The following is a 26,095-nucleotide window of genomic DNA, read 5'->3' as shown; positions in this document are numbered from 1 at the left end:
TCCTTCAGGAGCGCCACCAGCGAATTGATAAGGTGAATTGAGGAATATTTGAGTTCATGCTCAACACACTAACGGCATACTCAATGGATTGCAAGCACGGCTGCATGGCCGTACTTGCCTGTTATACCGCTATATGTGTAAACAGAGAGATCAATAAATGACCACACTGCTGTTTAGGTCAACGTCAGTGGTTGCCATCTGAGGATTTCTAAGCATTAAACCACTGGCCCCGATCGCAACAGCACTGCCATCCTGATTGAGATCAATCGCATGACCAAAATAAGCATCACTTTTTATTTCAGTCGCACGCAGTGTGACACTGTGCTGCCAGTTTTGCTGTTCATCTGACTTGTAAAGATAAGTTGTACCTGCTTTGATGATTTGAGTTCCCGGATTGTCCGGATCAGCCACATCTGTAGTAATTGCTCCAATGGCAATCACTTTACCATTCTGGCTGACACTCAGTCCACGTTGACCAAAATCACTGTATTTATCCTGCTGTGGATCAGAAATTTCTGTACTAAGTATCCAAGAACCCGAAGACGTTCGTTTGTACACCCGAACTACCCCTGTGACATCCCCTTTTCTGCCAGGCATCGTAATCGCCAATGTATCGCCACGGCTGTCCATATCAATTTCTGATCCGAATTCAGCAACAGGTTCCCTTGCTCCTTTCAGAATTCCTTTGAACTGCCAGTGACCTTCTGCATCTTTTGAATAAGTAAATACTTCACCATAGCGGTATGTGCCACCAGAATAAGGCATTCCGACGACAAGTTGTGTTCCAGCGCCATCCATCGCCATCGCGTAACCATAGCCAGCCCCTCTTTCCAATCCTGCTGCTTTCAGATATTGGTTTTCAATCCAGCTGCCATCGGATTGACGTTCGAACAAATACACCCCTCCCGTATCTGCTCTGGAGTTATCAAACGGATCATCGGTTGTCGCGGCATCGTGACCTATAGCGGCAATGGCAAGCGTTTTTCCGTTGCCACTGAGTTCAACCTGTCCACCGAAGTAATCCCATAAATCCAGGCTGGAAGAACTTTTGATGTACGCTGCTTCCTGCCATTGACCATCATCATTTGATTCGAAAATATACACAGCTCCAACGGCATCATTCATATTTTGCGTCGGTTGGCCAACGAATGTTGACTGTTCGCCACTTGCCCCGACTGCCAGTGTTTTTCCATCATCCGACAAGCTGATACCGATACCAAACCAATCGTAGCCATCTCGATTGCTGGCAATAATCTGAACCGGATCTTTCCAGTAACCAGCCTGATCACGTCTGTAAATGTAAACGGCACCCGCATTTTGTTCAAAAAATGACTCGCTGATATTATCAAACGGCGCAGCAACTGCAATGGTGTTGCCGTCCGCACTCATACTAACATTGGCTGCAAAGATCGATTTTTTTTGGCTGTCAGATGGGAAATAGACCCTGGCTGTTTTAATCAGGTCTGAAACCGGAAGTGCCATCAGGTTGGAATCGGTATAACCGTCTGAATTAATTGCGCGGATGAAATACTGGGGTTGTGTCAGTGCCTTACTGTTTTGGAGGGTGAGGATCCGTTCAAGACCCGTGGTTTCGCCAATGGCTGTACACTGACGCTGCTCTTCAATGCAGATCTGATAGCGCTCTGCTCTTTCTGATGGCTGCCAGGCAAAACTGATCCTTCCGGACCCTTCCTGCTCAATCGCAACATCCGTCAGATTAAATGCTGCCGGAGCATTCCCCTTTTCGCCGCCACCGCCGCAGGCTGCAATGCCAAGTAAGGTGGCAATTGAAATTCCCCAGATTTTTATCGTATTGTGTTTGCTGGTCATGCCTGATTCCTTGATTATTTGTCCCTGAATGCTTATTTATGCATTTTGTTTCATTCATACTGACTGTTGACTGAATCAGAAGCAAGTCATCATCCCATCCTATTTTGTAAATTCACTCTTTCTTAGTTTGGATCGGTTGAACGCGCGTAACTTGTATAAAATGCTTCAAGCGTATGCTGACCATACACAGGAGCCACCATATCCTGAGCGGTCGCAGCCGCAAAAAACTCAACCGGGCCGGCAACTTGCACAGGCAACAAGCGAGCGACAGCCAGGACCCCCTTCCGTAACCAGTCGGGCAGGCAGGTGATTTTTTCAGGTTGTTGCAATACACGAAATGCAACTTTTCCAATTTCCCGGTGGGTGAGGATTTGCGGTCCACCGACATCCAGTTCTGTATGATTGGAATTGATAGCTTCTATACAAAAATTTGCCAGATCATCCCCATGAATCGGGTTCAGTTTCAGTTGCCCGGTTCCAAAAAGATATACACGCCCCCGCTTGGCCATCTTGTAGAACTCTGTCATATCCGAGAAAAATCCGTTTGGACGGATAACACAGGGACTCGCGATAGTGGAAATCAGCAGGCGATTTGCAAATTGCTCTTTTGCTTTCAATAACCGAACGGTCTGAAATTTGGGTGCATTGAAAGCTGAAATATAGATAAATCGCTTCACACCCGAGCGTTCTGCTTCCAGTAACAAATTCAGATTGGCCTGATAATCAACGTCCATATAACTCAGTCCATCTCGCTGACGGGTGATCCCAACGCAGGAAATCACAACCTCAACACCTTCACAGCATCCTTTCAGTGACGCTGGTTCGGTAACTTGTGCAATACGATCTGTTCATCGTAAAGCCCCATTGCTTTCAGCTTCTCAGGACTCCGTGCTAACGCCTGGAAATCATAACCGTGCTGTTGTAATTGCTTTGTCAGGTGCATCCCAAGATAACCCGTTGCACCGGCCAGTAATATTTTCGAAGAACTTGTCATGCACCCGACTCCCGCTCCAGTGCGTTGAGAAAAAATTGTGTTCTGATGAGCACGTGTTGTTCAAGCTGTGCCGGGGACAACGGCATATGTCCCGTGAACCGCAGTTCATCATAAAAATCACTTTTCCAGAGCTGAAACAGCATGTCAGCCAGTTGCGCAAGCGTGAACGACAGTGAATTCACGCCTGACTGCGACAAAATATCGCTGATTTCACTGACCACACGCTGGGGACCGTGACGAAACAATTCTTCCTTTAACCCCTGAAATTTAGGTCCTGCCGCGGCAATTGCGTTATCAAATGCAATCACACTGGGCTGACTGATCAGCACCATCACTTGTGTCCCTAACCGGACCAGTTTCTGTTCAGGACTGAACTGCCCAAGTGATTGCATTTCAGAGAGAGAACGCTCAAGCGCAGTTTGTGTGAAACTTTCGACATAAGCACTGATCACGCCTTCGAGGTTAGTAAAGCGCCGATATAAAGTGACTTTCGACACTTTGGCTGTACTTGCAATCCGTTCAATGGAAAGACGGGCGATTCCTTCAGCCGCCAGTATTTCGTCAATGGCTGAAAAAATCTGCAATGTCTTTTGGGAATCAACTGGCCGCCCGGCTAAACCGTTACGAGTTTCTGTGTTCATCACGATCTTCTTTGTCAACAATCAGGGTGAAAATATAGCCACCATAATTATGAAACGCAATCGTTCATTAATTGTTTTTCTGCTGATTACCGGGTTCGCAATGATCCACATGGCCCCTCAAATTCAAATCATTGCATGCTGTCTGAAATGCAAGTGCCTCAACCCAGGTCTGTTCAGATAAGACATCCAGTGGGAAAAGAGAAATGAAAACAGTCATCGCTGCCAGCTTACTTCTTGTCAGCCCAATTACTCCTGCACAAACTTGGCAACATTCTGGCCCCCCAGCGCAGGTCATTGAGCTGTTTACGTCACAAGGCTGCTCCAGTTGTCCGCCGGCCGATCACTTCACCAGCGCTTTGAAACAGAAATATCAACTCTGGGAAGAGATCCTTCCAGTCGTCTATCATGTTGATTACTGGGATTCACTGGGTTGGAAAGATACATTTTCAAAGCCAGAATACAGCCTGAAGCAGCGGCTCTATCATCAGTACAGAATCTTAAGCGGCGTCTATACGCCGGGATTTGTGATTGACGGCAAGGAGTGGCGTGGCTTTTTCCGCAGGCAGCCGTTACCGGCGCACAATTCCCGAGCTACAGAAATTCTGAAACTCACCCGAAATGGAAATACATTTCAGCTCGATTACAAAGGCAAAGGTCGCTTTATTGCTCAATTAGTCATTCTGGCGATGGATGAGCAAACTCAGATAAAGCGGGGTGAAAATGCCGGAAAAAATCTTGTGTATGACCATATTGTCCTGAGTGATTCCCGTAAAGCCTCAGAATCCACCTGGACTTTCACGCAGGTTGAGATTCCACTCAATGCGGATGCTGTAGCTGTCTGGCTCACCAGAGAAAACAGTTTTGTCCCGGTACAGACTGTCGCCGGATGGCTGGAAAAGTAAGCAGACGAATCAGTGACGTCAGTTCAGCCATGCAAACACCCGATGGCGTTAAAATCCACGGGTGTCTGCAATGTTCAATGTTCGGTTAACGGGTGATTAAGGCAATCATCTCATTCATTACCGCATGCTCATGGAGAAAGAAATGACCTCCAGGAAAATGATGAATATCCGGTGATTCAGTAAACCCATTTTCCCACTCAGCCAGTTCCTGTTCTGAGATTTCATCCTCCAGACCGGCAAGAACAGTCGCAGGGACAGCCAATTGACGTGTTTCTTCAGAGCAGTATTGTTCAACAAGCTGATAATCAGATTTAATAAATGGCGTACACAGTGCCATCAACTCCTGATTGTTCAGAATCTCTTCCGGAAAGCCCCCTTTTCTTTTCAGCTCGTTGATAAATTCATCATCATTGAGGTGGCTGATGAGTTTCGCCCGATTTTTTTTCCAGGGTGACTTTGCCGCAGAAAAAAATGCTTTCACCGGCACATGCGGGTTCTCTAGATGCAATTTTCTGACAACTTCATAGGCAATAAGCGCACCCATGCTATGGCCAAAGAGAATCAATGGTTTTTCTAAGTGTCCCTGTAAACCACCCCAGATATCCTCAATATACTCCTGCATCGTGATACAGCCAGGTTCAGCCATACGCTGCGACCGCCCGGGAGGCTGATAAGCTAACAACTGGACATGGCGGGGCAACTGCGCCACCCATGGATGAAATATTGCTGCACTTCCGCCCGCAAATGGAAAACAAACAAGATTCACTTCCGCTGTCGGGTTTGGCTGATAACAAATAAAGCGACCACGCATACGTATAACATCCTTTTTAAAACCGAGTTCTTTAATTTTCTATCGCGAATCAGAATGAAGACTGAAATGAAATGATGAAAACAGATGATTTATATTCCCCATTCATCAATGTGATTCCCATGAATATTTCAAACAGACAAAAACGACTCCCATTTCACCACAGGAAGTACAAAGCATAACGTGTTTATTTCACGAATATCAATCCATGCTGAAATAGAAAAAAGCCAGAGCAAAATGCTCTGGCCATCAATTCATTGATTCGAAGGATACTCACCTTCTTTTTTCTGACGGGATTGCCTGATCGTCCAGTGTTCATTGGGATCATAGTTTTCGTCACACAGATCAATTGAAAATCCCATATCGACAATTTCTTTCAACGTAAGATTGTCTGCCAGGTGAGCAATATCGCCAGTTCTATTCCGTAATTCCATAACCACACCTATCTCAGAGTTCAACGTCCTCAGCATTCCATGCGTTTCACTGCACCGGGTTCACAGCCCCTTCCCTGTATGCCTTTTGACTATAACTATAGCTGTATTCAACGCACTCCGGCGACATTCCAAGCGCATTCAGCTCCAGATGACCCGCTATATAAAAGCCCAATCTTCCCCCGCATAATCCGCGCCACGAGGTCATTTGGGACAACAGATTTCTCCTGAACCGGGAAAAAGCTGGATCAGCCTCAAAGTTCAAGTACTAAGAATAAAATCAATACGATGAATTCCTTTTGCCAGAACCACAGGCTACTATAATCGGATTAAAATCTTGTCCTCTTCTGTTGCAACAGAAGACAATTTGACGGGTGGAAAAGGGAAGCTGCAATGCTCAAAACCGCAACCAATCAATCTCAGGGGATGCTGCTTTTTCGGCTGAATTCCCGGCAACTGTTTGCCATTGGCACACTGAAAGTGAAAGAAATCGTTCCTTTTACGCCTTTAACTGCTATTCCGCAATCCCATCCAACGGTTTTAGGAGCAGCCAGCCTCCGTGGTGACACCTTGCCGGTGATCGATATGGCTAAGGCCATCGGTTACCCTGCGCTCACACCGGAAGAACTGAAGCAATGCTATATCATTATCACCGACTGCCGCCGCCGGCTGGTTGGTTTTCTGGTTCGAGGGATCAACAAAATTACAGAGTGTAACTGGCATAACATTGACGCCCCGCCGCCATCGCTGGGCCGAAACATCTTTGTTACCGGTGTGACAAATATTGAGAACCAGCTGGTTCAGTTATTAGATATTGAGTTGTTGTTGTCTAAAGTGTTTCCTGATTCTCCTGAAAGCCTTCATCCGGTTCTGACCGATGTTCAGCGCGAAATTCTGCGCCCGCTGAAAATTCTGCTGGTAGATGATTCTGCCGTTGCCCGCCGCCAGCTTTGTCAGGCAATGGACAGCGTGAGCATCCCTTATCACATCGCAACTACCGGGACTGACGCCCTCAGAATGCTGAATCAGGCTGCCGACGCAGGTCACCCCTTTGAAATTCTGGTCAGTGACATTGAAATGCCGGGACTGGATGGCTACGAGCTGGCATTTGAAGTCCAGAACAGTGCCAAACTGAGTGGCACCTATATAATCCTGCACACATCGCTGTCGAGCGAAATCAGTGTCTCTCAGGCACATCAGGTGGGTGCCCATGAAGCACTGACTAAATTCGAAGCGAATGAGCTGATTCATGCCATGTTAAGAGGTGCGCATCAGCATCAGGAAAATGTGTTGACTGAAGATCAAAAAAATTATGTCGAATAATCCAAATTAACAGAATGCTGACATTCACTGCGGCAGCTATGGCACAGTTGCCGCTATGAGCAATATTCATCTTTCATTGACGGAACCCACATGTTTCAGCGCATCATTTTCAGTGCCATTCTTCTCAGCGCCTCTGGCTCAGCTTTAGCCAATCCTGAACTGCTTGCCCCTGATGAAGCAAATCATGGTTACTTTCAATTAGTCGAAACCATTGAAGTCAAAGGTGACATCGACGACAGCATTGCCCAGCTGGTGAAGAAATCTTTAAAAAATAAAACCGGCCAGTTCTACACCATAGACACCATTAAAGAAGATACACAAAAAGAAACGCTGACCCTGGTGATCAAGCTCTACAATGAACCCACAGGGATGATGACCGACCATCTGGCAGCATAATCATCACACTGCCATTTCCGCTGCTGTATCAATCATGTAATTCCGCTGTTGCCCGGTTTCTTTTGTTGCCGGGCGATGAAAAGAGTAAGATGTGGGTTTCCTCAACTTCACAGGCTGACTCTATGAAATACCAGTGGATATTGTTTGATGCTGACGAAACACTTTTCCATTTCGATGCTTACAGCGGCCTCAAACTGATGTTTTCCCGTTTTGAGGTTGATTTTACCCCTGAGCATTTCTCTGAATATCAACGTATCAACAAACCACTTTGGGTGGACTATCAAAACGGTGATATCAACGCTGAGCAAATCAAACACCTGCGTTTTGAATACTGGGCTTCCAAGCTCAATGTCACGACAGTCACTCTGAACAGCGCATTTCTTGAGGCGATGGCAGACACCTGTTCATTACTGCCAGGCGCGGCTTCAATGCTGGAACGGCTGAATCCGCACGTAAAAATGGGCATTATTACCAACGGGTTTACTGAACTTCAGGATGTCCGTTTACGCCGGACCGGGGTCACAGATTACTTCTCTACATTAATCATTTCAGAACAGGTCGGCGCAGCCAAACCAGCCCCTGAGATTTTTGATTACGCGCTGAATGCGATCGGTAACCCAGAACGCAGCAAAGTGCTCATGGTCGGTGACAATCCGCATTCAGACATTCTGGGGGGCATCAATGCAGGCATGGATACCTGCTGGCTGAATCATCATGATCACGAGGCACCGGAAGGTATTCGTCCGAGTTATATCGTCAGCCACCTGGATGAGCTGTCTTCACTCTTACTGAAAGACGTACAGTAAAATTCAGCCCTGATTGAAAAGATTTTGCTGAAGAGATTCCAAAAATAACAAAGCGCACCCTGGGGTGCGCTTCTCGTGTCTGGTTTCCAGCTGAACGTGAATCGTTACTTACTGGAGGCTATGTCGTGAAATTTTAATTACTCGTAGTCGAAATCCATGTACTCACCGCTGTCCTGACGCTGGCGCGATGGGCGGCGTTTTTTCTTCCGCGCCTGCTGATTGTAATCAAAAAAGTCATCATCAAAATCACTCTTGAGTTTGGACTTCGACCCTTTGCGGAACTTCTCATCTAACTTTGCCATGCTTGTTTCCTGACACACAACCAGATAAAAACATTGAGGATGTTGGGCCACCCCAAACCGGGCTGACCATCACCACTAAGCATAGGGGAACAATTCAAAAAAACACAAATGCTCAGCGGTATGACAAGAAAGTCGGTTCATTCGCTGCACATAGCCAATACAGCGAGAGCTTGAATTCACCAGAACCGCCCTCCTTCCAGCAGCGAGACTAATGCAAAGCCTGAATCTCTGTACAACAAGATATTTTAATCATGACAACAAAATATTTTATTCAGAAAACTGTGCTTATACACTTTCACTAATCTCACTGAACGCAACGTCCAGCAAGCGATCCAGCAACTCAATTTTCTCGTTGTCATCGCGCCAGATCAGATACAAAGTTTGCTCCATCACGGGTGCATTCTTGACGACATAAAGCTCCCCTGCTTCAACACTGTGAGCAATCACAGGCGATGGCAGATAACCGACACCACCATTATTCAGCAAATGCTCCAGCGCCATCTTGCTTGAATGGGTATGCAGTATCGGTGTTTTCTGTAACTCATATATGCGGCTATGCTCTACCGCGAAACGGGTTCCCCAGTCCAGATAAACTAAAGGCATATCTTTGACACCTGTCATATCACAATCCGGCATATGACAAACCAGTTGTAACTGATACTCCCTGACTTTATTGACAATCAGGTTGTCAATCTTGGGCGGTTCACTGGTAATGACCACATCAATGCTTTTATTCAGAATCTGTTTCGCCAGCCCCTGTCTTGAAACCGTCTCGAGTCGCAAAGCTAGGTCCGGAATCGCGCCATAGATGCGGCTGATCCAGTCTGAGATGCCATCAAACTCCCACACCAATGCCGAAGCCCCCAGCGTTATCTGATTATTACAGGAGTCTGATAAAGCAACATCCTGCCTCGCACGGCTCCAGGTCTGTAAAATCGCCTCAGCATAAGGCTGCAGCCGCTCACCGGCTGCCGTGAGGTGAACATTCCCACGCTGGCGAGAAAACAAAGCATTACCCAGTTGTGATTCGAGCTGCCGTATCCGAAAGCTGACAGCCGACTGCGTCAGATATAAATTGTCGGCAGCCCGGCCAAAATGCCTTGTTTTGGTGACTTCAAGAAATGTTTTCAGTAATTCGGTGTCCACAAGTTAACCCGTATATATAGAAGAAGGGACTCATGGCGATACTACACTGAGCGACCCGCACTTATCATTAAAAAGTTTTATCGTGACGACGAAAAACCTTTGATTTACAACTCGACAAACCTGAAAGAATATCAGCGCAAATCTCACATGGCAGGTGATCAGATGAGAAGTGTAGGCAAATTTTACGACGATAAAAATTTCCCACGCGGCTTTAACCGCTCAGGCGTATTCACACTCAGCGAAGCCAATATTCTGGAAAGTTACGGACGTACCATGCGTGGTATCCAGGAAGGTTTGCTTCAGCCTGAAAACCCGGAAGAAGTGCAGTTTTTTGCTGAAATTACAGGTCAGCAGGAAATTGCATCAGATTTCGCGAAGTGCTGGATGAAGTACCTGAAACAGACATCCACCAAGGTACGTAGCTATACCTTGTGCAATTCTCCTCGCAAATCTTCGGCGAACAGCTTTGAAGATGACAGCGATGATAGCGGCGGTAGCGATGAGGATATGGATTACTGAGTAATCTGTTGACTATCGCCATAGCAAGATGCTTTACCGAGCCATTCGCCTAATAGCGCGTGGCTCTTTTCTTTTTTGCCCCATGCAACCGGGCAATAAACTGGTTTATAGAAATGAAAATTTGTTTCGTGATGTACCCTTGGCACAAAGTAGAACCGGAAACCGACTCTACTCTACGATTGATCCATGAAGTTGCCAGTCGTGGCCATACTGTTGCTCTGACAACGCCTAGTAACCTGACCATGCGTGACAGTATGGCAATTGCCTTTTGCCGAGTGCTGAAAAAGACAATCGTTTCCAACAATGTTCCAAGCTTTTACCGGAAAGCAGAATTCCGCAAAGCCGAACTACCTCTGGCAGGGTTTGACGCCATTATCATGCGTGCTAACCCGCCGCTGGACACGATGGCGCTGAACTTCCTGGACTCGGTACGTGACGATACTTTCATTTTTAATGATATTGACGGCCTGCGGGTTGCCAATAACAAACTTTACACGGCTTCCCTGCCTGACCCGAACCGTGAGTTCATTCCGGTCACTCACGTTTCCAAAAACCGTGAATATCTCGAGCGTGTGCTGGAAGAGAACCCGAATGACCGCATGATCATGAAACCGCTGAACGGTTACGGCGGCAAAGGCGTGATTCTGGTTGAGAAAAGCGCTAAATCCAGTGTGCGTTCTTTGCTCGACTTCTATATCGGCGATGACCACAACTATGTGATTTTGCAGGATTACATTGAAGGCGCTGAACAAGGCGACGTGCGCATCATGATGCTGAATGGTGAACCTATTGGTGCAATGAAGCGTGTTCCGGCAAAAGATGATGTCCGTTCGAACATTCATGCCGGTGGTCAGGAAGTGAAGCACACGCTGACCAAACAGGAACTGCGCCTGTGTCGTCATATCGGCCCGAAACTGGTCCGTGACGGCCTGTACTTCGTCGGTCTGGATGTGATCAACGGCAAACTGGTTGAAGTCAATGTACTCAGCCCGGGCGGGATTACCCGTATCAACCGCCTGAACCGCACAAAACTGCAACGTGAAGTAATCGACTTTGTCGAGAGCGTTGTGAAAGCGAAAGATGTCAGCATCGCGCGTAAAAATAAATTCAGACAGGTTATCGAAGATGCGGCAACTAGCTGAGCATGAAGTGCTGGCACTAATCCAGCAAAATATACCTTTTGAAGCTCAGCTGGCTGATGGCAGTCTGACCATCCGTATTTCTGAGTACCAGCCGTTTGTGGCAACAGCCATTCATCACGGCAGCAGAATGCGTCCTGAACTGGTGGCCAAGTGCCACCTTTCTGCACAGGAAAGATATTTCGAAGAAGATCCTTATACAGGTGAGTTTGTCGCATCCATGCCGATTGTGCTGCAGGGCGAAGATTCCCGCTATGAATACGATCTTAATCGCGATCCGAAAAGCTGCATCTACTCTCAGGCTTGGGGCAAAGATGTCTGGCACGCTCCGCTGACCGATGCAGAAAGGTTCGCATCCCTTGCAAAGCACAGTTGCTACTACCGGATTTTTCATGCGCTGATCACGGCTCTGGAGCATAAGTTCGGCTACTGTGTCGTCTATGACGTACACTCATATAATTACGAACGCATTACCACACCGTGCCCTACCTTTAACCTGGGTACGGCGCAGGTTGATCGTAAAGAGTGGCAGTCAGAAATTAAGGATTTACTGACGCGTCTGGGTCAGGTGAACCTGCCCAACCTGGCAGTGACTGCCGGTGAAAATCTGGTCTTCCAGGGGATGGGATATCAGGCCACCTTTGTCCGTGATCATTTCTCCCGCACCCTGATCTTACCGATTGAGATTAAGAAGGTGTATATGAATGAGAATGGTGGTGAAAGTTACCCTCTGGTCATAGAGCAACTCAAAACCGAGCTGAAAAGCACTCTGACAGGCCATGCGGCTTATGTGATTGAATCACGTATGAAGCAGCCTTCAACGCGCCGACGTCAGAAAGCGCACGTACTGGACTCTAAACTGCCAAAGGAAGTTGTGCAGCTTGATCGCCAGTTATACCGGTTTGCCCGTGGCCTGAATACCCTCAGCTATATCAACCCGATCAACCTGAAGCAGGAAAAAAGACGCTTCCTGCATAATCGTGATGCGTACCAGCCTAAGTTTACGTACCGGCAGTTGGATCTGGATCCGTATAAATTCCGTGAGCAGCTCTATCGTTTGCCTGTGGAAGACATTCGTGACGCAGGTATTCAGGCTATGTACCGCAAGGTGATTGACCAGTTGGCTGTTCGTATCGACCTGCTGACCAGTCTGGGCCATGAAGAGTTTCTTTATAACTCATTGCGTTACTACGGTCGCCCGGATGAAAGCGACATCGCCAATGCCCGGTTCATCCTGCATGCCCGTGAATACGCAGAGCGTGAAACAGCTACAATCAGCGCAGATGAGGCGATTGATGCCTTCAACCTGGCTGCTGAGGACTACGGTTTCAGCTGTAAAATCCAGGGCACAACCAAACTGATCGCCCGCGCGATGGTCAGCGGACGCACAGTGAAGGTGAACCTGAACAGCCGCTTCACTCCTGCAGACCTGTATGCCCTGATTCACCACGAAATGGGTGTGCACATGGTCACCAGCGTGAATGCCGAAGCCCAACCCCTGAAAGTGCTGCAGCTGGGCCTGCCCGGCAACACGCATACGCAGGAGGGTCTGGCAATTTTGTGTGAGCACCTGTCAGGGAACTTCCCGCTCCACCGGCTGAAAACCCTGGCGCTTCGTGTCGTAGCCGTGGATATGATGGTGAATAAGCGCAGCTTCAATGAAACCTTCAGCACCCTGAAATTCGACTACGGTTTGTCTGACGATACGGCGTTTACGATTACCACCCGTGCTTACCGGGGCGGTGGCTTCACAAAAGACTTCCTCTATCTGCGAGGTCTGAAAGATGCGCTCCGCTTACACAGAGAAACCGATCTGACTTCACTGTTTATCGGGAAAACCGGCTTTGAATTCAAACCGTTGTTAGACGAGCTGATTGAACGTGAGATACTGTTACCCCCACAGTACATGCCTAAGGCCCTGTCGATGAACACAGAGACGGACCCGATTATTAATTTCATGCTGAATTGCATTGATTAAGAATCACAGACAAAAAAGACGAGATTCCCGCCGGGGATCTCGTCTTTGTTTATTCAGGCCGATCACTTACGGTCTGCTATTCCCATTCCCAGTGACGTCCGTCATGTTCCTGTGTAAACAGCATCCGGTAGCCTGAAATATTGCGGTGTGGAATATCCCGCATCACTTTGTGGAACTGCTTGTTGTTCAGATGGATCAGGTTTTCATGGTCCCCTGATTCGATATACAGTTCATCTTGTTCAAGCAGCAAATCATCCACCAGCATATTGATCTGATATGCCTGTCCCAGCGAAGGAACCGCACCCGGCTCACAGTCCTGGAAGATCTTGGACAATTCATGCTCACCCACCAGAAAATACTGTTTGCCCATAATCCGGTTGATTTTATCAATCATCACCCGCCGGTTTGAGGGGACAACCGCCATCAGATGGTCTCCCTGCTGATCTTTCAGTAAGACCGCTTTTGCCACTTGAGATGTGGGCACATGTGCAGAGATTGCAGAGCTGAAAGACGTATCAGTATGTCTGTGATGTGTCAGGCTGAAGTCCACATTATGGCTGTTGAGGAATTGCCCGACTGTCATTGCCATCGCCATAGGTCACCTCCTGGAAATCCAGTCCCACACAAATTATGAGAGGGCTCCGGCCATTTTGCGAGCCAGAGGCCCAGAAATTTTGGTGGCATATGTAAAGGTCAGCGACCAAGAATCACTGTAACCGGCGTACTTGCCAAAATGCCCGCTGCCAATAGGGGGCATCCATGCTGGAAACAACAACCCCCTGTGACGTAGAAGCATGCAGGAACTCATTGTTTCCCATGTAAATCCCAACATGACGCATAGTTCGGCCCGTCCGAAAAAAGATCAGATCACCTTTTTTCGCCAGAGATAATGGCACCGGCTTCCCTAAACGGGATTGCTCCGACGTCGTTCGGGGCAACATTTGCTGATATACCTCCGAATAAGTCAGTTGCACGAATGCAGAACAGTCAATGCCGCTTCGGGTGGTTCCGCCCAACCGGTATGGAGTCCCTTTCCAGCTTTGGTATACAGTCTGAAAACTGGGTGCAGGTGGTTGTATGGCAAGACTTACTGGAACATGAGTTGGCGTCTTTGCAGTCAGCGTTTTTTCTGCGGCTTCGTCGTTTATATCAGGCTTACTGCTACAGCCCGTCAGGATAAGAATTGCGACAAGGGCAAACATTTTCAGCAATTTCTGTCGTAAGCAGAAGAATGAAATCAGCTTCGTCGTGACCATTTCAACCTCAGCGCAAAAAAGTACCACAAAGGAGTGATTATGCACGAAGCCCTGTCCTGATGCACTCATGTCGCCGCCATCTGGACAATCTTAAAGCACTTCTGACAAAGATATTTTCACCCTACAGAACAGTCCAAATTCATTAATGCGCAGGATACGCAAGAAATTGTTTGCATTTTCAGTGAATTAGCATGCGATTTTGTGAGTTGTTGCATACAACTCATCAGACCTCTTTTGCGAAATTCCTGTACTGGATTACGCTAAAGAAAAAGCAGTTTGTGTATATAAGGAGTTGTTGTGCTCGCTTTTATCCGCCTCTTACTGGCTACCGTTTTTATTGTGTTCACCTGTCTGTTCGCTTTGATTTACTGTTTGTTCAGTCCGCGCGATCCGAAACATGTCTATTTTTTCAGCCAATGGTTTAAAGTGCTGAGAAAAATTGTCAACGTGCAGATTATTGAGCGCGGTGAGGAAAAAGTTACCGGGATCGGCAAAGCCGTCTACATCTCAAACCACCAGACCGTTTTTGATTTCGTCACCTCCCCCGGAATGGTTCGGCCCAGAACAGTTTCCATCGGCAAGAAAAGCCTGCTTTGGATCCCTTTTTTCGGTCCGCTTTACTGGATTACCGGTAATATCCTGATTGACAGGGAAAACAAAGCCAAAGCCCGAGACACCATCAAACAGGTTGTCACTGCTATTCACGAGCGAAATCTGTCGGTCTGGATGTATCCGGAAGGCACCCGAAGTAAAGGACGAGGTCTGCTGCCCTTTAAAACTGGTGCATTCAGAATGGCCATTGAGGCAGGTGTACCCATTGTGCCTATGGTGGTCAGCAGCACTTACAACAAGATTGATCTCAGCAACCGGGACAACGGGACCGTGATTGCTGAGTATCTTGACCCGATTGACACTTCAGCAATGACCGTCCAGGACGCCAGAGCACTGGCTGACCACTGCCATGAAATGATGCTGAATCATATTGCTAAACTGGATGCAGAAGTTGCTGCACTTACCGCTCAATCTGAAACTGTTGCAGCGAAATCGAGCTGATCCGGTGCCATGATAATGCGGACGGACTGATGACATCAAATGCATCCAGGACCGCCTGACTGCTCAGGATCCGACTATGCCCTAACCCTTCGGTTTCTATCAATTCGACATGGTTCAGGGCATTCGCATCCCGGGATTGCTCAATCTGTGCAAACCGATCTGAAACGTCATGTACGATCAGAACCTTCCCCTGATGTTCAGACAACCGGGCAAAAGTGTCGACTGTATCAATCGGATACTGATATTGCTGCTCGATTTCCCCGACCACATCCCGGAATAAACGAAGCGAAAAACCGGACACATCAACCATCCGATAAAGGTTGTCCCTGTAGTTCAGTACCGGGGCAATCAAAAACATCGGTTTTCCAGCCAGCTTCGGATGCTTACTTTCCAGGACCATAGTACAGCCCATGCTGTGAGCCACGACGCCTGCCAGCTCTTCCACATCCTGATCAATCACAGCTTCCAGCCCCTTTACGAATCCCGGTAAGTGGCCATACTGCCCTTCACTGTTCCCATGAGCGGGATTATCAAACGCCAGTGCGGTAAACCCCGCCGCTGCAATTTTTTCCATCAGCGGGAAAAACTGACTGGCTGAACCTGACCAGCCATGCCCCAGCAGCCACACCGGGCCATCCCCCAATGCATAAGTCATCAGACTGCCTTCAGTGCTTTGAATCGCTTTAATGCGCATCCCGTCAGGCTGTTCCGCTTGCTTGATTATTTTTTCTGGCGTCAGTAACAATTTCCGCGCCGTATTTACAGCATGAGATGGAGCCATTCTGTGATAAGCACGGGTGATCAGATTCGTTGCGCGGCGTCTGAGATTCAGGCCACCCGCTGTATTGAAATAAATTTTGCTGCTCATTGCTTGCCTCCACAAAAAAAGAACGGTCGTGCTTTTTTAAGTTTTTAAAAATTATGGTGTTCGCCACTCGGCAAAAACGGTTTCGACTTCACACCAGAACCGGCGACTTTCATCGTCTTCCAGCGCCAGAGAATGAAAGAGCTGACTACTCAGATAAGCGCCATACAGCCGAAAAACTGACTGCCAGGTATCTAAGTCTGCTCTGAACTCACCTGACAACTTCCCTTTCTCCACCTGGAGGCAGAGATAATCCAGCCAACGCCTTGTAATGATGTCGAGCTCCAACTGGACAGAATCGTCACCGTGCCTTCGTTCTTTCCAGGCATCAATAAACATACACCGGCCCTGAAAAGAATGGTTCCATGCCAGCCAGTGGCTCAGCAATGACCTGAGTTTTTGTTCTACCGAGTCAAATTGAATCCGACGGACGGGCTGAATAACATGCAGTGCAAAATAATCTCCCGCATACTGCAACACTGATACCTGCAGATTTTCCTTGGAATTGAAGTGTGCGAACAGCCCGCTTTTCGACATCCCGGATGCTTTGGCAAGCTGACCAATGGTCAGACTGTCCAGTCCATCTTTGCTGGCCAGATCGAATGCCGTTTTCAGTATGTGTTCGCGAGTGACCCGCCCTTTACTCATTGCACTTCCTTTCTCATTCCCTGAGTCTGCTGATTTTGCCTGCACACGCCACTCGGGTGACACCAACTTCGCCGAAGAACTCATTCGTGCTGTCAGACAGCCAATGGTGATCAACAGACCGACCAAGTAAAGCACGATCGTTCTATTTCAGACAAGGGAAGAGTGGTCGAACCAGCATGGTTACTTCCGACCACTCAATTCTTCCGTCCGCTAGAAATCCACGATCTCAGCAGGACAACAAAGAGTTAGTGCTAGCGTTCAGAGAAATGAAACAGACTGTCGACCTGAATCGGACAGTCGCCAATTTCGTGAACAATATCCTCTGCCTGTTTCAGAGAATCATAGCTGCAGGGGATCCCGTACACATCCGTCAGCGGATAATCATTCCCATCATTATCCTTGAAGTTCACACTCCAGCCGGCACTCAGAAAGTCATGCACCAGCCTCGCCTCGACCAGTGTGTGTTGGTTGAACATTTCGCGACATTCAGAAAGAACCATAATCAAATCCTCTCACTGCTTGGATAAAGAATAGAAATTCCTTCTCCACCTCATCACGATTCTTAACAATATAAATATAGCTAATTCTGACCGTTTCCCGAGTCGCAGGTGAACCGTTCCTGCGGGTACCGACTTCAGTAACGTGGAAGACAAGAAATTGAACCATCGATTCCGACTGAATTAGCGTTTGAGATCAACCGGATTACGGGGATAAAGAACAGCAGACTTCAGCGCGGGATGCCATCAGGCTGGTTAAACATCATCTTCTTCGAAGAGAGGGTTGCAAGAAGAGGAGACAAACTTCTCTGAAGCCTGCGTTTGCAGGCTTCAATTTTATGACGACATCGTAAACAAAATTTATTCGCCAATTGCAATAAATGAGAAGCTTCTATTCTGAAAGCTCCCATTCGCACCGCCAACATTGGCTGAAAACCCTGTTGTTTCAACAAAAGGAAAAACGATGTTGTCGAGTGGGCTTTGATTAGAGCTATCGTAGTCAGTTTGAGACCCGACAACACTTGGCGCTAAGTAAAAAGCTTGTTTAAAGCCAACTTTGTAATGGCCCGCACCAACATTTTCAACTGTAAAGTCACCACTACCAGATACAATGTTTCCATTTTTATCTATGTTGCCATAAACGATTTTCATAAATGCTCCTTATCTCTGATTAGCCATCATGTGAATAAGTACCTTTATGAATTCAAACGCACATCAATTCGATACCCCAAGAGCATAGCAAGCGATGCTTTGATGTCAAATAAACCCTACCATTCAAATTTATTGCATAATTTCCATTGAACGCTCACTGGTCTGTCATCCGAGTGATTCACCTTCTCCCCCCTCGCCGGATCATAAGCGTTGGATTGAGTATCGGATTTTTAGCGCAACCTCACACCACCAACCATCTTTGCCATTAATTTTCGTGCGGTTATAGATGATTTCGCTATCCTCCTATTGAAATCTCAGATGCATCTATGCTCTTATTCACCCGATAAAAAATCATATTAAAACAAGGGTTATACGTGTCTGCTATCTCCATTCACACCATGAAGGACGGTGAAGTCACATTTCCGGCTGGCGAACAGCTTGTATCTGCGACTGATCTGAAAGGAACCATTACTTATTGCAACCCATGTTTCTGCCAGGTTGCAGGCTACGCTGAATCTGAATTACTCGGTAAACCCCACAATATTATTCGCCATGCCGATATGCCAAAAGCCGCTTTCGCGGATATGTGGAGTCACCTGAAAAAAGGAAATGCCTGGCGCGGCGTGGTTAAAAACCGAACCAAAAATGGCGGTTTCTACTGGGTTGATGCCTACGTGACGCCGATCTATGAACACGGGAAAATGGTCGGTTATCAATCTGTCCGGGTAAAGCCAACCCCGGAAATGGTAAAAACCGCAGCGCAGGCTTATAAAGTCCTGCGGGGAAATGAAGGCAAAAGTACACTGAATCTCACAGTGCCTTCAGCTGTGCGTTATAGCTTGCTTGGTGCAGCGACTCTGCTCCCCGGCTTATACAGCCTCATGCAGGATGGTTTCTCATGGAGTGTTTTATTTTCCATGATGCCTTTACTGGTGCTGGCGCTTTGGTTCCGGGAGGAACTGTTCAATACACCACAACAGCTTCATCAGCTCAGACAGAATTATGACAGCATCAGCCGCCTGATTTATTCAGGAAACAGTCAGTACTCCATTGCCGACTACCACCTGAAAATGGCATCGGCCCGTATGCGTACGGTTCTTGGCAGAATGACAGATGCCGCCCAGCCTTTACATGTATTGGCAGAAAATCTGAGTGAAACAGCAACCCGGGTCAATCAGGCAATCCGCCATCAAAACGATAACATTCGGAATGTTGCCAGTGCACTTGATGACATGACCGGCTCTGCGCAGCATGTCAGCCAGCACGCGGAAGAGTCCGAACAATTGCTGCAAAGTACGCAAAATTTCAGCGATCAAACGCGTCATCAGTTAGACGCAACTCAGCAAAACCTGCAGGTTCTTTCTGCTCAGGCTGAACAGGCAACCGCAGCAACCGTGCAACTCAGTGATGAAGCAGCCAAAGTCAGTACGGTGATGACAGAGATTCGTGGAATCGCCGATCAAACCAACCTGCTGGCACTGAACGCTGCGATCGAAGCCGCGCGTGCTGGTGAGCATGGCCGTGGTTTCGCGGTCGTTGCAGATGAAGTCCGGGCGTTATCCTCAAGAACTCAGACGGCAACAGAACAAATCCAGAACAGTATTGAACACATGCTGAGTACCATCGACGAATGGCGTTCGGTGATAGAGCATAATCGTGATCAAACCAATGAATGTGTTTCAATTGCTGCCAAGGGTTCAGAAAGCCTGAGGAGCATGGAAGCCAATATGATTGAAATGAACAGGCTCATCGGGCAAATGGCGCAGGCGGCCGGAGATCAGGAGCAGCTCACCGATCATACCCGTCAGCATATCCACTCTATCGCTGCAGCCTCTGAGCAGAACTTTAAAGAGTTACTGCTGGTTGAAGAATCAAGCGCTGGACTCAGTGGCAAAGTCGATGACTTTGAAGCACTGGCGAAGCGGTTTGAGGAAAAGTAATCTCTTCTGATACAGCTGGCCTTCCTGGAAGGTCAGCCTTTTCTTTGTTTATCCTCGCCCTGGCTGTTTTAAAAGTACTTCCGCTTGCTTTGATCTGTGACAAACCTTTCGCTTTGACTTTGATAGCGCATCTGTCAATCCGCAGATACACTCATACTCAAACGTCGTATGAGTTTAAAGGATAGATTATGGCTGATCTGCATCAAACCGAAGAACCCTGTGAAGCCTGTGGTGTCGTTGCCGAAATAGGCTTTTTGATTCGTGAAGGTGATGAAGTTTCAGAGCTCGCCTTTGATGGTGAGAGTCAAGCAGCAATTGAATCGGAGTTTGCCCCATATCTGGCGCTGGCTCAAGGCGTCAACAGTAATGTTAAGCATCAGACAATTTATAGTGATGACGGAAGGCAGATGACTGCCCGCCTGCAATTTGAATGCAGTGCAGAAAAGATAATTTTTGACCTCAAATCCCGTTCACTTACAGCGCGTTAGCTCTGTCTTCTTTCACAATGCAGCGCATTGATTGTGCTGCATTGAGCATGTCAGCTGCATCTCACACCTTCGTCTTCAATACACCTGTCTGCAACACATCCGATTGATTGTTTCGTGCCTTAATATCCAATGTCAGCTTCCCCTGCTCCGCCACTTTTCTCTGATAACACTTTCGCATCAGGGCTGTGATATCATCCCTGCCGGATAGAAACGCAATAGGATGCACAATCATGACAGATAAAACGATCGCCTTCATCGGCCTAGGCACCATGGGTTTTCCTATGGCCGGACATTTAGCAAATGCCGGGTTTCAGGTTGTGGTCTTTAACCGCACCACTGCGACGGCAGAGAAATGGCTTGAGACCTACGCAGGAAAAATGGCCCGGACACCCGCCGAAGCGGCACAAAATGCTGATGTCGTCTTAACCTGTGTCGGTAATGATCACGATGTCCGCGAGGTTTACTGCGGGGAAGAAGGTATCCTTTCCGCTGTCCGCCCTGGTACCTTACTGATTGACCACACTACTGCATCCGCCGACGTTGCCCGTGAAATCGCTGAAGCAGCCCAACAAGTTTCAGCATCATTTCTGGATGCACCCGTGTCAGGCGGTGAAGCTGGAGCTGTGAATGGCTGCCTGACCATCATGGTTGGTGGGAGCGAGGAAGATTTCAGCAAAGCTCAGCCCATCTTTCAGCCCTACGCAAAAGCTTCAACACTGATGGGCAGTATCGGTTTTGGCCAGATCACCAAAATGGCGAATCAGATCTGTATTGCCGGCGTACTCCAGGGACTCTCTGAAGCGATCACGCTGGCAAAAGCAGCCGGATTAGATATTCAAAAAATGACCGATGTTTTGAAACACGGTGCTGCTGGCTCCTGGCAGCTGGAAAACCGAGCAGTCACCATGGCTGAAGACAAATTTGATTTCGGATTTGCCATCGACTGGATGCGGAAAGATCTCGCAATTTGTTTTGAAGCTGCAGAGAAATTAAACGTATCACTTCCGTTGACTCATCAGGTCGATGTTGAATATGAAAAGCTGCAGCAAAGAGGTCTGAATCGGGCTGATACCTCAGTTTTAATTAAGCAGTTTGATTCTTGATTCCAATTTTGCGCTGTGTTTCAGGCAGCGCAAAATCCAGAATGTTTCCCGTCGGCTGCATTCGGTGATACTACTCCCATTTTGTTTTATGGCGCTGTCTTTTCTGTATTTCCGGATTACAATTCCACGTAATCAATGCACAAAATAAGCCAATCCATGAGAAGAATGTCGAAAAGACTCCGCCAGTTCTGTCATTTCAGTGTATTTACACTAACCTTTTCTTTTCATCAGGCTCAGGCAGCCAGCCAGTTTGTTTCTGAATTAAAACTACTGAACTATACCGACAGCTATGGCAACGTGTCGTTAAGGCATTCTAAATTGATCCGTTTGCCCGACCCTCTGCATGTCAAAGGAAATTTGAATCTGGAAAACAGTGATATACGAGTTTTACCCAAAACAATTCGTGTGGATGGGAATCTGGATCTGGCCTATAGCGACATTACGATGTTACCCCGAAAACTGGAGATTGGCGGATATCTGAATCTGGCGCACACCAGGCTGACTCAGCTAAACCCACATTTACGCGTTCCGGGTGATTTAAGCCTGATTGGCATGCCGCTCACTCAGCTGCCTCCCTATTTGCAAGTAGGCGGCAACTTGTATCTGGCACATACAAAAATCACAGAACTTCCGGCGAGTATTACAGTGAAGGGAGATATTTATTTAGGTGGCATTGAACTAAAGTCGATTCCTGAAAACATGATGATTGGCGGAAAAATTTACCGGTAATTTAGATTCAGGCATCGTTTTCACCGGGAATCCAGTCACTCAGTATTCAAATCTTTTCATACTTCGATTCTTTTCATTTTCCATTCCCCAAAAAAGACTTAAGCCAGAAACACAATTCATGGGTGTTTCTGGCTACTTTCAATGGTTGGAATCAATTATCAATCTGATCGTTCTAATTTCTCGCTTCCGCGAGAAACACGTTATTTACTTCTTAGTTTTGACTTAGAAGACTGTGATTGATAATAAAACCATTGTCTACGGCTTCTATTTGTCATAATTCACCTCTCGATAAAACATAGATAAAAAGCTAAGTTTTATTCAAAGCTTTGCTACCTAATCCGTTTCACTTTACCCAAATACCGATGACAGTTGAATGACATTTGGATATCGTTAACGTGACTTATTCCAAAACAAATCTGAATTACACCATCAACAGATGACTGTCGTGTCCTTGGTACTCAGAGTCTGGAAGTAAGATAAGTATGAAGCGAGATGGTTTGCTTACTGAACTTCCTGATTTAATCACTGACCTGTCATCGCATTTGGGGAAATGCTGCTATCAGGGCCAGATCACTTTGTGGGGCTCAGGTTATCCAAGTTTTTTTCAGTGTTATCACCATCTAGTCCACATCAACCAAATCAATATAAGAGCCCCGGGCAATTTTTTCAACCGTATTTTTGACCTTTTTTGTGAGTTTTTGCTCACATTTTCGTTAACGTCAGATCCGACTGATTACAAAGCAATGTGAATCAAGACCTTAACAAGCGTTAACAAAATAAACACACAAAACTCAAACCAATTGCATATTATTTCTTGCCTGAAGAAACCTCCAAATGACCACAACTACAAATAAACCTTTGTAAAATAAGAAAAGTATCATTTTGACCAAATTTGACATCATAAAATTCACTGTTAACATATTGTTACCAACTTAACAGGAATCCATCATGCCAGTGCATACTATCTTATTAGAACAATCTGCCCAGGCTCCAAAAAAAATCTTGTTCGAGTTATTAACAGATCATCAAAACCTTGGTCGATTCTTTAACGGCACTTACCGTTTGGTGAAGCCTGGAAAACCTAAACCGAATGGTATTGGCGCAATACGCCGTGTATCTGCCGGACCATTCACTTTCGATGAAAAAGTGATCGACTATAAAGAGAATGAACACTTGCACTACAGAATCGTGAATGGCGGCCCCGTGCAAGAGCATGGCGGATGGATTCAAGTGCAAAGCCTGAATGCAGATACCAGTAAAATTCAGTACCGAATCAGCTTTTCACCCAAAGTGAAAGGTACCGGCTGGCTAATCAAGTTCTTAGTGAAAAAAAGTATCCAGAAAGCTCTCATCAGCGTTGCACGACACGGTGAATCATCATGGAAGCGCTAATTTTACTCGCCGTCAGTCCCCTTTTCTTCCTTGCGATGGTATGGGAATACCGCCGATTACGCCTTCATGACAACAAAGACTATCACTGGAAAGAAGTCGCCTGTAACCTGACCCTGGCTGGATTGCACCAGACAGCTGATGTCATTGCGACCCTGCTATTGATGCCTTTTTTTCTCTGGCTATATCAATACAGAATATTTGAGATTCACTTATCGCCGGCTACGGTCGCCCTTGCCTTCCTGCTTCAGGATTTTTGCTATTACTGGTTTCACCGGGCGTCGCACCATATCAACTGGCTGTGGGCTTCTCACATTGTGCATCACTCTTCACAGCACATGAACTTCACCACTGCTTTTCGGCAAAGCCTGACCTACCCGTTATCCGGCATGTGGATCTTCTGGTTACCGTTGATTCTGATTGGTTATCCGCCAGAGACAGTCGTTGTGGTTGTCGCAATCAATCTGGCCTTTCAGTTCTTTGTGCATACCCGGGTCATTCATCGCTTAGGCTGGCTGGAACTGATCTTTAACACCCCGTCACACCACAGGGTGCATCACGCCCGTAACCCTGAATACATTGATAAAAACTTCGCAGGTGTCTTGATTATCTGGGATAAAATGTTCGGCACTTTCGTCCCGGAAAACGAACACACACCCATCCGTTATGGGATCCGGGAAGACTTTACCGGCTGGCATCCTGTCACAGCCACCTTTCACCACTGGAAACATATCTTCAGCCGCGCATTCGCCCCCGAACAGTCTGTAAGATCCCGTTTATACCGCCTGTTTGGTCCACCCGGTCAGGACTGAACAACTGCCTGAAGTAACGGTCCGTAAAAACAACACTGGTTTACGGGCCTCATTGCTCGTATTTTTGATCCAGATTCAGTTCAACCAAGATGAAACATATTTAATATAGGCTTTATTTTATCTATCCGGTTTCCAGGAGAATGAGATGAGGCAACCAACCTTAACCACAGAGCGTTTGTTACTCCGTCCGTTACAGCTTGCAGATGCCGGGCGAATCCAAAAAATGGCTGGCGCCCCTGAAATTGCATTAGGCACAACCAATGTGCCCTATCCTTATGATTCTGGCATGGCTGGACAGTGGATCGGCAGAGCTTTGGCTGGCTGGGATCAGGGAACACTGGCTATCTTCGCAATTACATTGAAAGATACAGAGCAACTCATCGGATCGATTGGTTTGCATCATATCCAAGACAACACAGCCCAGCTTGGTTTTTGGCTGGGTGTCCCTTTCTGGCAACAAGGGTACTGTACAGAGGCAGCCCGGCGCATCGTAGACTTCGGATTTACTCATCTCCATCTCACCAAAATTTTTGCTCAGCACCGACGGCTGGACCCAAAACCGGGCAAAGTACTTGAAAAAGCAGGCCTCTCATTTATCTGTGTTAAGACAGATGCAATCCGGGTCAACAGAATCACAGAAGATTTATCTTACTATGAAGCAATGTCATCCTCTCTGGTAGAAGCTTGAGATTCAGGCTTCTCTTAAGGCAAAAAAATATCATACCTCAAAAAAATACCACAAAATTATTCACTTCATTTACACCCTGAAATGAAATAATCATCCGTTCGATTTGCGGGTTACTATAATAATGATGATGGTTAAGCAATGATTAAGTTATCAATCACTATATTCACTAGGGTAATGAGTGGGCAGACATACGAACCAAGCGGCTACAGGAAGTGACCACCCAAATTGGGATAGACTTAACACAGGATTGAAATTTCTTGGCAATAAGTAGGTCTAAATGTGAGAGCCCTGTAACAATTAACCCTAAGAAATTTAGGCGCAACCTAATCAATGGCTTTGCCACTGATAAATGAGGTGAATATTATGACTAGCTTTAAAGTACTCACTGCAACCGCTGTACTGATCATGTCTACATCAGCCCTTGCTGACATCCGCGTAACCGATGCCAACAACGGCGCCTGGGTCACCGTAACCGAAAATGGCCAACCCGCAGCAAACGCTTCAGTCTCTGTTGCGAACGTACCTCAACAACGCAAAACTTATACCACAGATGAGCGTGGTCGAGTCTTCATTCCACTGCAACTGAACTCTTCTCGTTCAGTGAAGTTTGAAGCAACGACTGAAAACGGTAAAAAATCATCACGTTACGCATTTACTGGCTCACGTAAAAACTAAGCTCAGAACTTAGTTATCCGATTGAAGGCTCCCATCCGGGGGCCTTTTAGTTTTTCAGACAATCTCAGAATGCAGAAGCCAAACGC

General features: G+C 46.9%; 28 protein-coding genes and 1 pseudogene. 16 read left to right on the top strand and 13 right to left on the bottom strand.

Features of this window, described 5'->3' with window-relative positions:
- Positions 1-150: 150 nt before the first annotated feature.
- From L4174_RS18135 to L4174_RS18125, 3 genes and pseudogenes are all read right to left on the bottom strand, one after another.
- The gene (locus L4174_RS18135) at positions 151-1,830 is read right to left on the bottom strand and encodes a hypothetical protein (protein ID WP_248142511.1); all 1,680 of its coding nucleotides are present in this window, start codon (positions 1,828-1,830) and stop codon (positions 151-153) included.
- A gap of 122 nt (positions 1,831-1,952) precedes the next feature.
- Positions 1,953-2,824: pseudogene (locus tag L4174_RS18130) on the bottom strand (SDR family oxidoreductase).
- On the bottom strand, positions 2,821-3,465 hold the full coding sequence (locus L4174_RS18125; protein WP_248142512.1) for a TetR/AcrR family transcriptional regulator: 645 nt from the start codon (positions 3,463-3,465) through the stop codon (positions 2,821-2,823). The pseudogene L4174_RS18130 and the gene L4174_RS18125 overlap by 4 nt, the downstream one beginning before the upstream one ends.
- Positions 3,466-3,668: 203 nt before the next feature.
- On the opposite strand from L4174_RS18125, the gene L4174_RS18120 reads away from it, so the two are divergent.
- Positions 3,669-4,367, top strand: coding sequence for a DUF1223 domain-containing protein (locus L4174_RS18120; protein WP_248142513.1), 699 nt, complete (start codon positions 3,669-3,671; stop codon positions 4,365-4,367).
- A gap of 85 nt (positions 4,368-4,452) precedes the next feature.
- On the opposite strand, the gene L4174_RS18115 is transcribed toward L4174_RS18120, so the two are convergent.
- Both L4174_RS18115 and L4174_RS18110 read right to left on the bottom strand, forming a co-directional pair.
- Positions 4,453-5,178, bottom strand: coding sequence for a thioesterase II family protein (locus L4174_RS18115; protein ID WP_248142514.1), 726 nt, complete (start codon positions 5,176-5,178; stop codon positions 4,453-4,455).
- Between the two features lie 251 nt (positions 5,179-5,429).
- On the bottom strand, positions 5,430-5,609 hold the full coding sequence (locus tag L4174_RS18110) for a hypothetical protein (RefSeq protein ID WP_036754379.1): 180 nt from the start codon (positions 5,607-5,609) through the stop codon (positions 5,430-5,432).
- A gap of 390 nt (positions 5,610-5,999) precedes the next feature.
- Here L4174_RS18110 and L4174_RS18105 point away from each other — a divergent pair, with 390 nt between their 5' ends.
- The 3 genes from L4174_RS18105 to yjjG all read left to right on the top strand — a co-directional run bounded on the left by L4174_RS18105 (position 6,000) and on the right by yjjG (position 8,131).
- On the top strand, positions 6,000-6,929 hold the full coding sequence (locus L4174_RS18105; protein ID WP_248142515.1) for a chemotaxis protein: 930 nt from the start codon (positions 6,000-6,002) through the stop codon (positions 6,927-6,929).
- A 90-nt stretch (positions 6,930-7,019) separates the two neighbouring features.
- Complete coding sequence (locus tag L4174_RS18100; protein WP_248142516.1) at positions 7,020-7,325, top strand: hypothetical protein; 306 nt, start codon at positions 7,020-7,022, stop codon at positions 7,323-7,325.
- 122 nt (positions 7,326-7,447) lie between these two features.
- On the top strand, positions 7,448-8,131 hold the full coding sequence (gene yjjG / locus L4174_RS18095; protein WP_248143332.1) for a pyrimidine 5'-nucleotidase: 684 nt from the start codon (positions 7,448-7,450) through the stop codon (positions 8,129-8,131).
- Positions 8,132-8,268: 137 nt separating this feature from the next.
- Here the strand turns inward: yjjG and L4174_RS18090 are convergent, their stop codons facing one another.
- Together L4174_RS18090 and hdfR are read right to left on the bottom strand one after the other, a co-directional pair.
- Entirely contained in the window at positions 8,269-8,433 is a 165-nt protein-coding gene (locus tag L4174_RS18090) for a hypothetical protein (protein ID WP_248142517.1), read from the bottom strand.
- A 285-nt stretch (positions 8,434-8,718) separates the two neighbouring features.
- Entirely contained in the window at positions 8,719-9,579 is an 861-nt protein-coding gene (gene hdfR, locus L4174_RS18085; RefSeq protein ID WP_248142518.1) for an HTH-type transcriptional regulator HdfR, read from the bottom strand.
- Positions 9,580-9,741: 162 nt separating this feature from the next.
- Here hdfR and maoP point away from each other — a divergent pair, with 162 nt between their 5' ends.
- From maoP to L4174_RS18070, 3 genes are all read left to right on the top strand, one after another.
- Positions 9,742-10,098 (top strand): DUF413 domain-containing protein, encoded by a 357-nt coding sequence (maoP, locus tag L4174_RS18080; protein WP_248142519.1) that lies wholly within the window; start codon positions 9,742-9,744, stop codon positions 10,096-10,098.
- A gap of 113 nt (positions 10,099-10,211) precedes the next feature.
- Complete coding sequence (gene gshB, locus L4174_RS18075; RefSeq protein WP_248142520.1) at positions 10,212-11,240, top strand: glutathione synthase; 1,029 nt, start codon at positions 10,212-10,214, stop codon at positions 11,238-11,240.
- Positions 11,224-13,215: a flavohemoglobin expression-modulating QEGLA motif protein gene (locus tag L4174_RS18070; protein WP_248142521.1), complete on the top strand. Its 1,992-nt coding sequence runs from the start codon at positions 11,224-11,226 to the stop codon at positions 13,213-13,215. The genes gshB and L4174_RS18070 overlap by 17 nt, the downstream gene beginning before the upstream one ends.
- 76 nt (positions 13,216-13,291) lie before the next feature.
- Here the strand turns inward: L4174_RS18070 and L4174_RS18065 are convergent, their stop codons facing one another.
- Both L4174_RS18065 and L4174_RS18060 read right to left on the bottom strand, forming a co-directional pair.
- Positions 13,292-13,810: an aminoacyl-tRNA deacylase gene (locus tag L4174_RS18065; RefSeq protein WP_248142522.1), complete on the bottom strand. Its 519-nt coding sequence runs from the start codon at positions 13,808-13,810 to the stop codon at positions 13,292-13,294.
- A 112-nt stretch (positions 13,811-13,922) separates the two neighbouring features.
- Positions 13,923-14,540: an NlpC/P60 family protein gene (locus tag L4174_RS18060; protein WP_248142523.1), complete on the bottom strand. Its 618-nt coding sequence runs from the start codon at positions 14,538-14,540 to the stop codon at positions 13,923-13,925.
- 228 nt (positions 14,541-14,768) lie between these two features.
- Here L4174_RS18060 and L4174_RS18055 point away from each other — a divergent pair, with 228 nt between their 5' ends.
- Positions 14,769-15,524, top strand: a complete 756-nt coding sequence (locus L4174_RS18055) for a 1-acylglycerol-3-phosphate O-acyltransferase (RefSeq protein ID WP_248142524.1) — start codon at positions 14,769-14,771, stop codon at positions 15,522-15,524.
- Here L4174_RS18055 and L4174_RS18050 read toward each other — a convergent pair.
- The 4 genes from L4174_RS18050 to L4174_RS18035 form a co-directional block, all read right to left on the bottom strand.
- Positions 15,484-16,392 (bottom strand): alpha/beta hydrolase, encoded by a 909-nt coding sequence (locus L4174_RS18050; protein WP_248142525.1) that lies wholly within the window; start codon positions 16,390-16,392, stop codon positions 15,484-15,486. The two genes, L4174_RS18055 and L4174_RS18050, sit on opposite strands and share 41 nt — an antisense overlap.
- A gap of 51 nt (positions 16,393-16,443) precedes the next feature.
- Positions 16,444-17,037 carry a TetR/AcrR family transcriptional regulator gene (locus L4174_RS18045; protein ID WP_248143334.1) on the bottom strand — a complete coding sequence of 198 codons (594 nt, stop codon included), beginning with the start codon at positions 17,035-17,037 and terminating at the stop codon, positions 16,444-16,446.
- 251 nt (positions 17,038-17,288) lie between these two features.
- Complete coding sequence (locus L4174_RS18040) at positions 17,289-17,537, bottom strand: hypothetical protein (protein WP_248142526.1); 249 nt, start codon at positions 17,535-17,537, stop codon at positions 17,289-17,291.
- 357 nt (positions 17,538-17,894) lie between these two features.
- Complete coding sequence (locus tag L4174_RS18035; RefSeq protein WP_248142527.1) at positions 17,895-18,185, bottom strand: hypothetical protein; 291 nt, start codon at positions 18,183-18,185, stop codon at positions 17,895-17,897.
- A 398-nt stretch (positions 18,186-18,583) separates the two neighbouring features.
- On the opposite strand from L4174_RS18035, the gene L4174_RS18030 reads away from it, so the two are divergent.
- The 8 genes from L4174_RS18030 to L4174_RS17995 all read left to right on the top strand — a co-directional run bounded on the left by L4174_RS18030 (position 18,584) and on the right by L4174_RS17995 (position 26,009).
- Complete coding sequence (locus L4174_RS18030; RefSeq protein ID WP_248143336.1) at positions 18,584-20,125, top strand: PAS domain-containing methyl-accepting chemotaxis protein; 1,542 nt, start codon at positions 18,584-18,586, stop codon at positions 20,123-20,125.
- Between the two features lie 188 nt (positions 20,126-20,313).
- Positions 20,314-20,613 (top strand): DUF406 family protein, encoded by a 300-nt coding sequence (locus tag L4174_RS18025; protein WP_248142528.1) that lies wholly within the window; start codon positions 20,314-20,316, stop codon positions 20,611-20,613.
- 230 nt (positions 20,614-20,843) lie between these two features.
- Complete coding sequence (locus L4174_RS18020; RefSeq protein WP_248142529.1) at positions 20,844-21,716, top strand: NAD(P)-dependent oxidoreductase; 873 nt, start codon at positions 20,844-20,846, stop codon at positions 21,714-21,716.
- Between the two features lie 165 nt (positions 21,717-21,881).
- On the top strand, positions 21,882-22,445 hold the full coding sequence (locus L4174_RS18015; RefSeq protein ID WP_248142530.1) for a hypothetical protein: 564 nt from the start codon (positions 21,882-21,884) through the stop codon (positions 22,443-22,445).
- A 948-nt stretch (positions 22,446-23,393) separates the two neighbouring features.
- Positions 23,394-23,837, top strand: a complete 444-nt coding sequence (locus tag L4174_RS18010; protein ID WP_248142531.1) for an SRPBCC family protein — start codon at positions 23,394-23,396, stop codon at positions 23,835-23,837.
- Entirely contained in the window at positions 23,825-24,646 is an 822-nt protein-coding gene (locus L4174_RS18005; protein ID WP_248142532.1) for a sterol desaturase family protein, read from the top strand. The genes L4174_RS18010 and L4174_RS18005 overlap by 13 nt, the downstream gene beginning before the upstream one ends.
- 145 nt (positions 24,647-24,791) lie before the next feature.
- Positions 24,792-25,334, top strand: coding sequence for a GNAT family N-acetyltransferase (locus tag L4174_RS18000; RefSeq protein ID WP_248142533.1), 543 nt, complete (start codon positions 24,792-24,794; stop codon positions 25,332-25,334).
- Between the two features lie 363 nt (positions 25,335-25,697).
- Positions 25,698-26,009 carry a DUF4198 domain-containing protein gene (locus L4174_RS17995; RefSeq protein ID WP_248142534.1) on the top strand — a complete coding sequence of 104 codons (312 nt, stop codon included), beginning with the start codon at positions 25,698-25,700 and terminating at the stop codon, positions 26,007-26,009.
- The last annotated feature ends 86 nt before the right edge of the window (positions 26,010-26,095 follow it).

Origin of the sequence: Photobacterium sp. CCB-ST2H9 (genome assembly GCF_023151555.2) — a bacterium.
Lineage (GTDB): Bacteria > Pseudomonadota > Gammaproteobacteria > Enterobacterales > Vibrionaceae > Photobacterium.
Note: the sequence above shows the minus strand (reverse complement) of the source record. Positions and strands in the feature narration are given on the sequence as shown.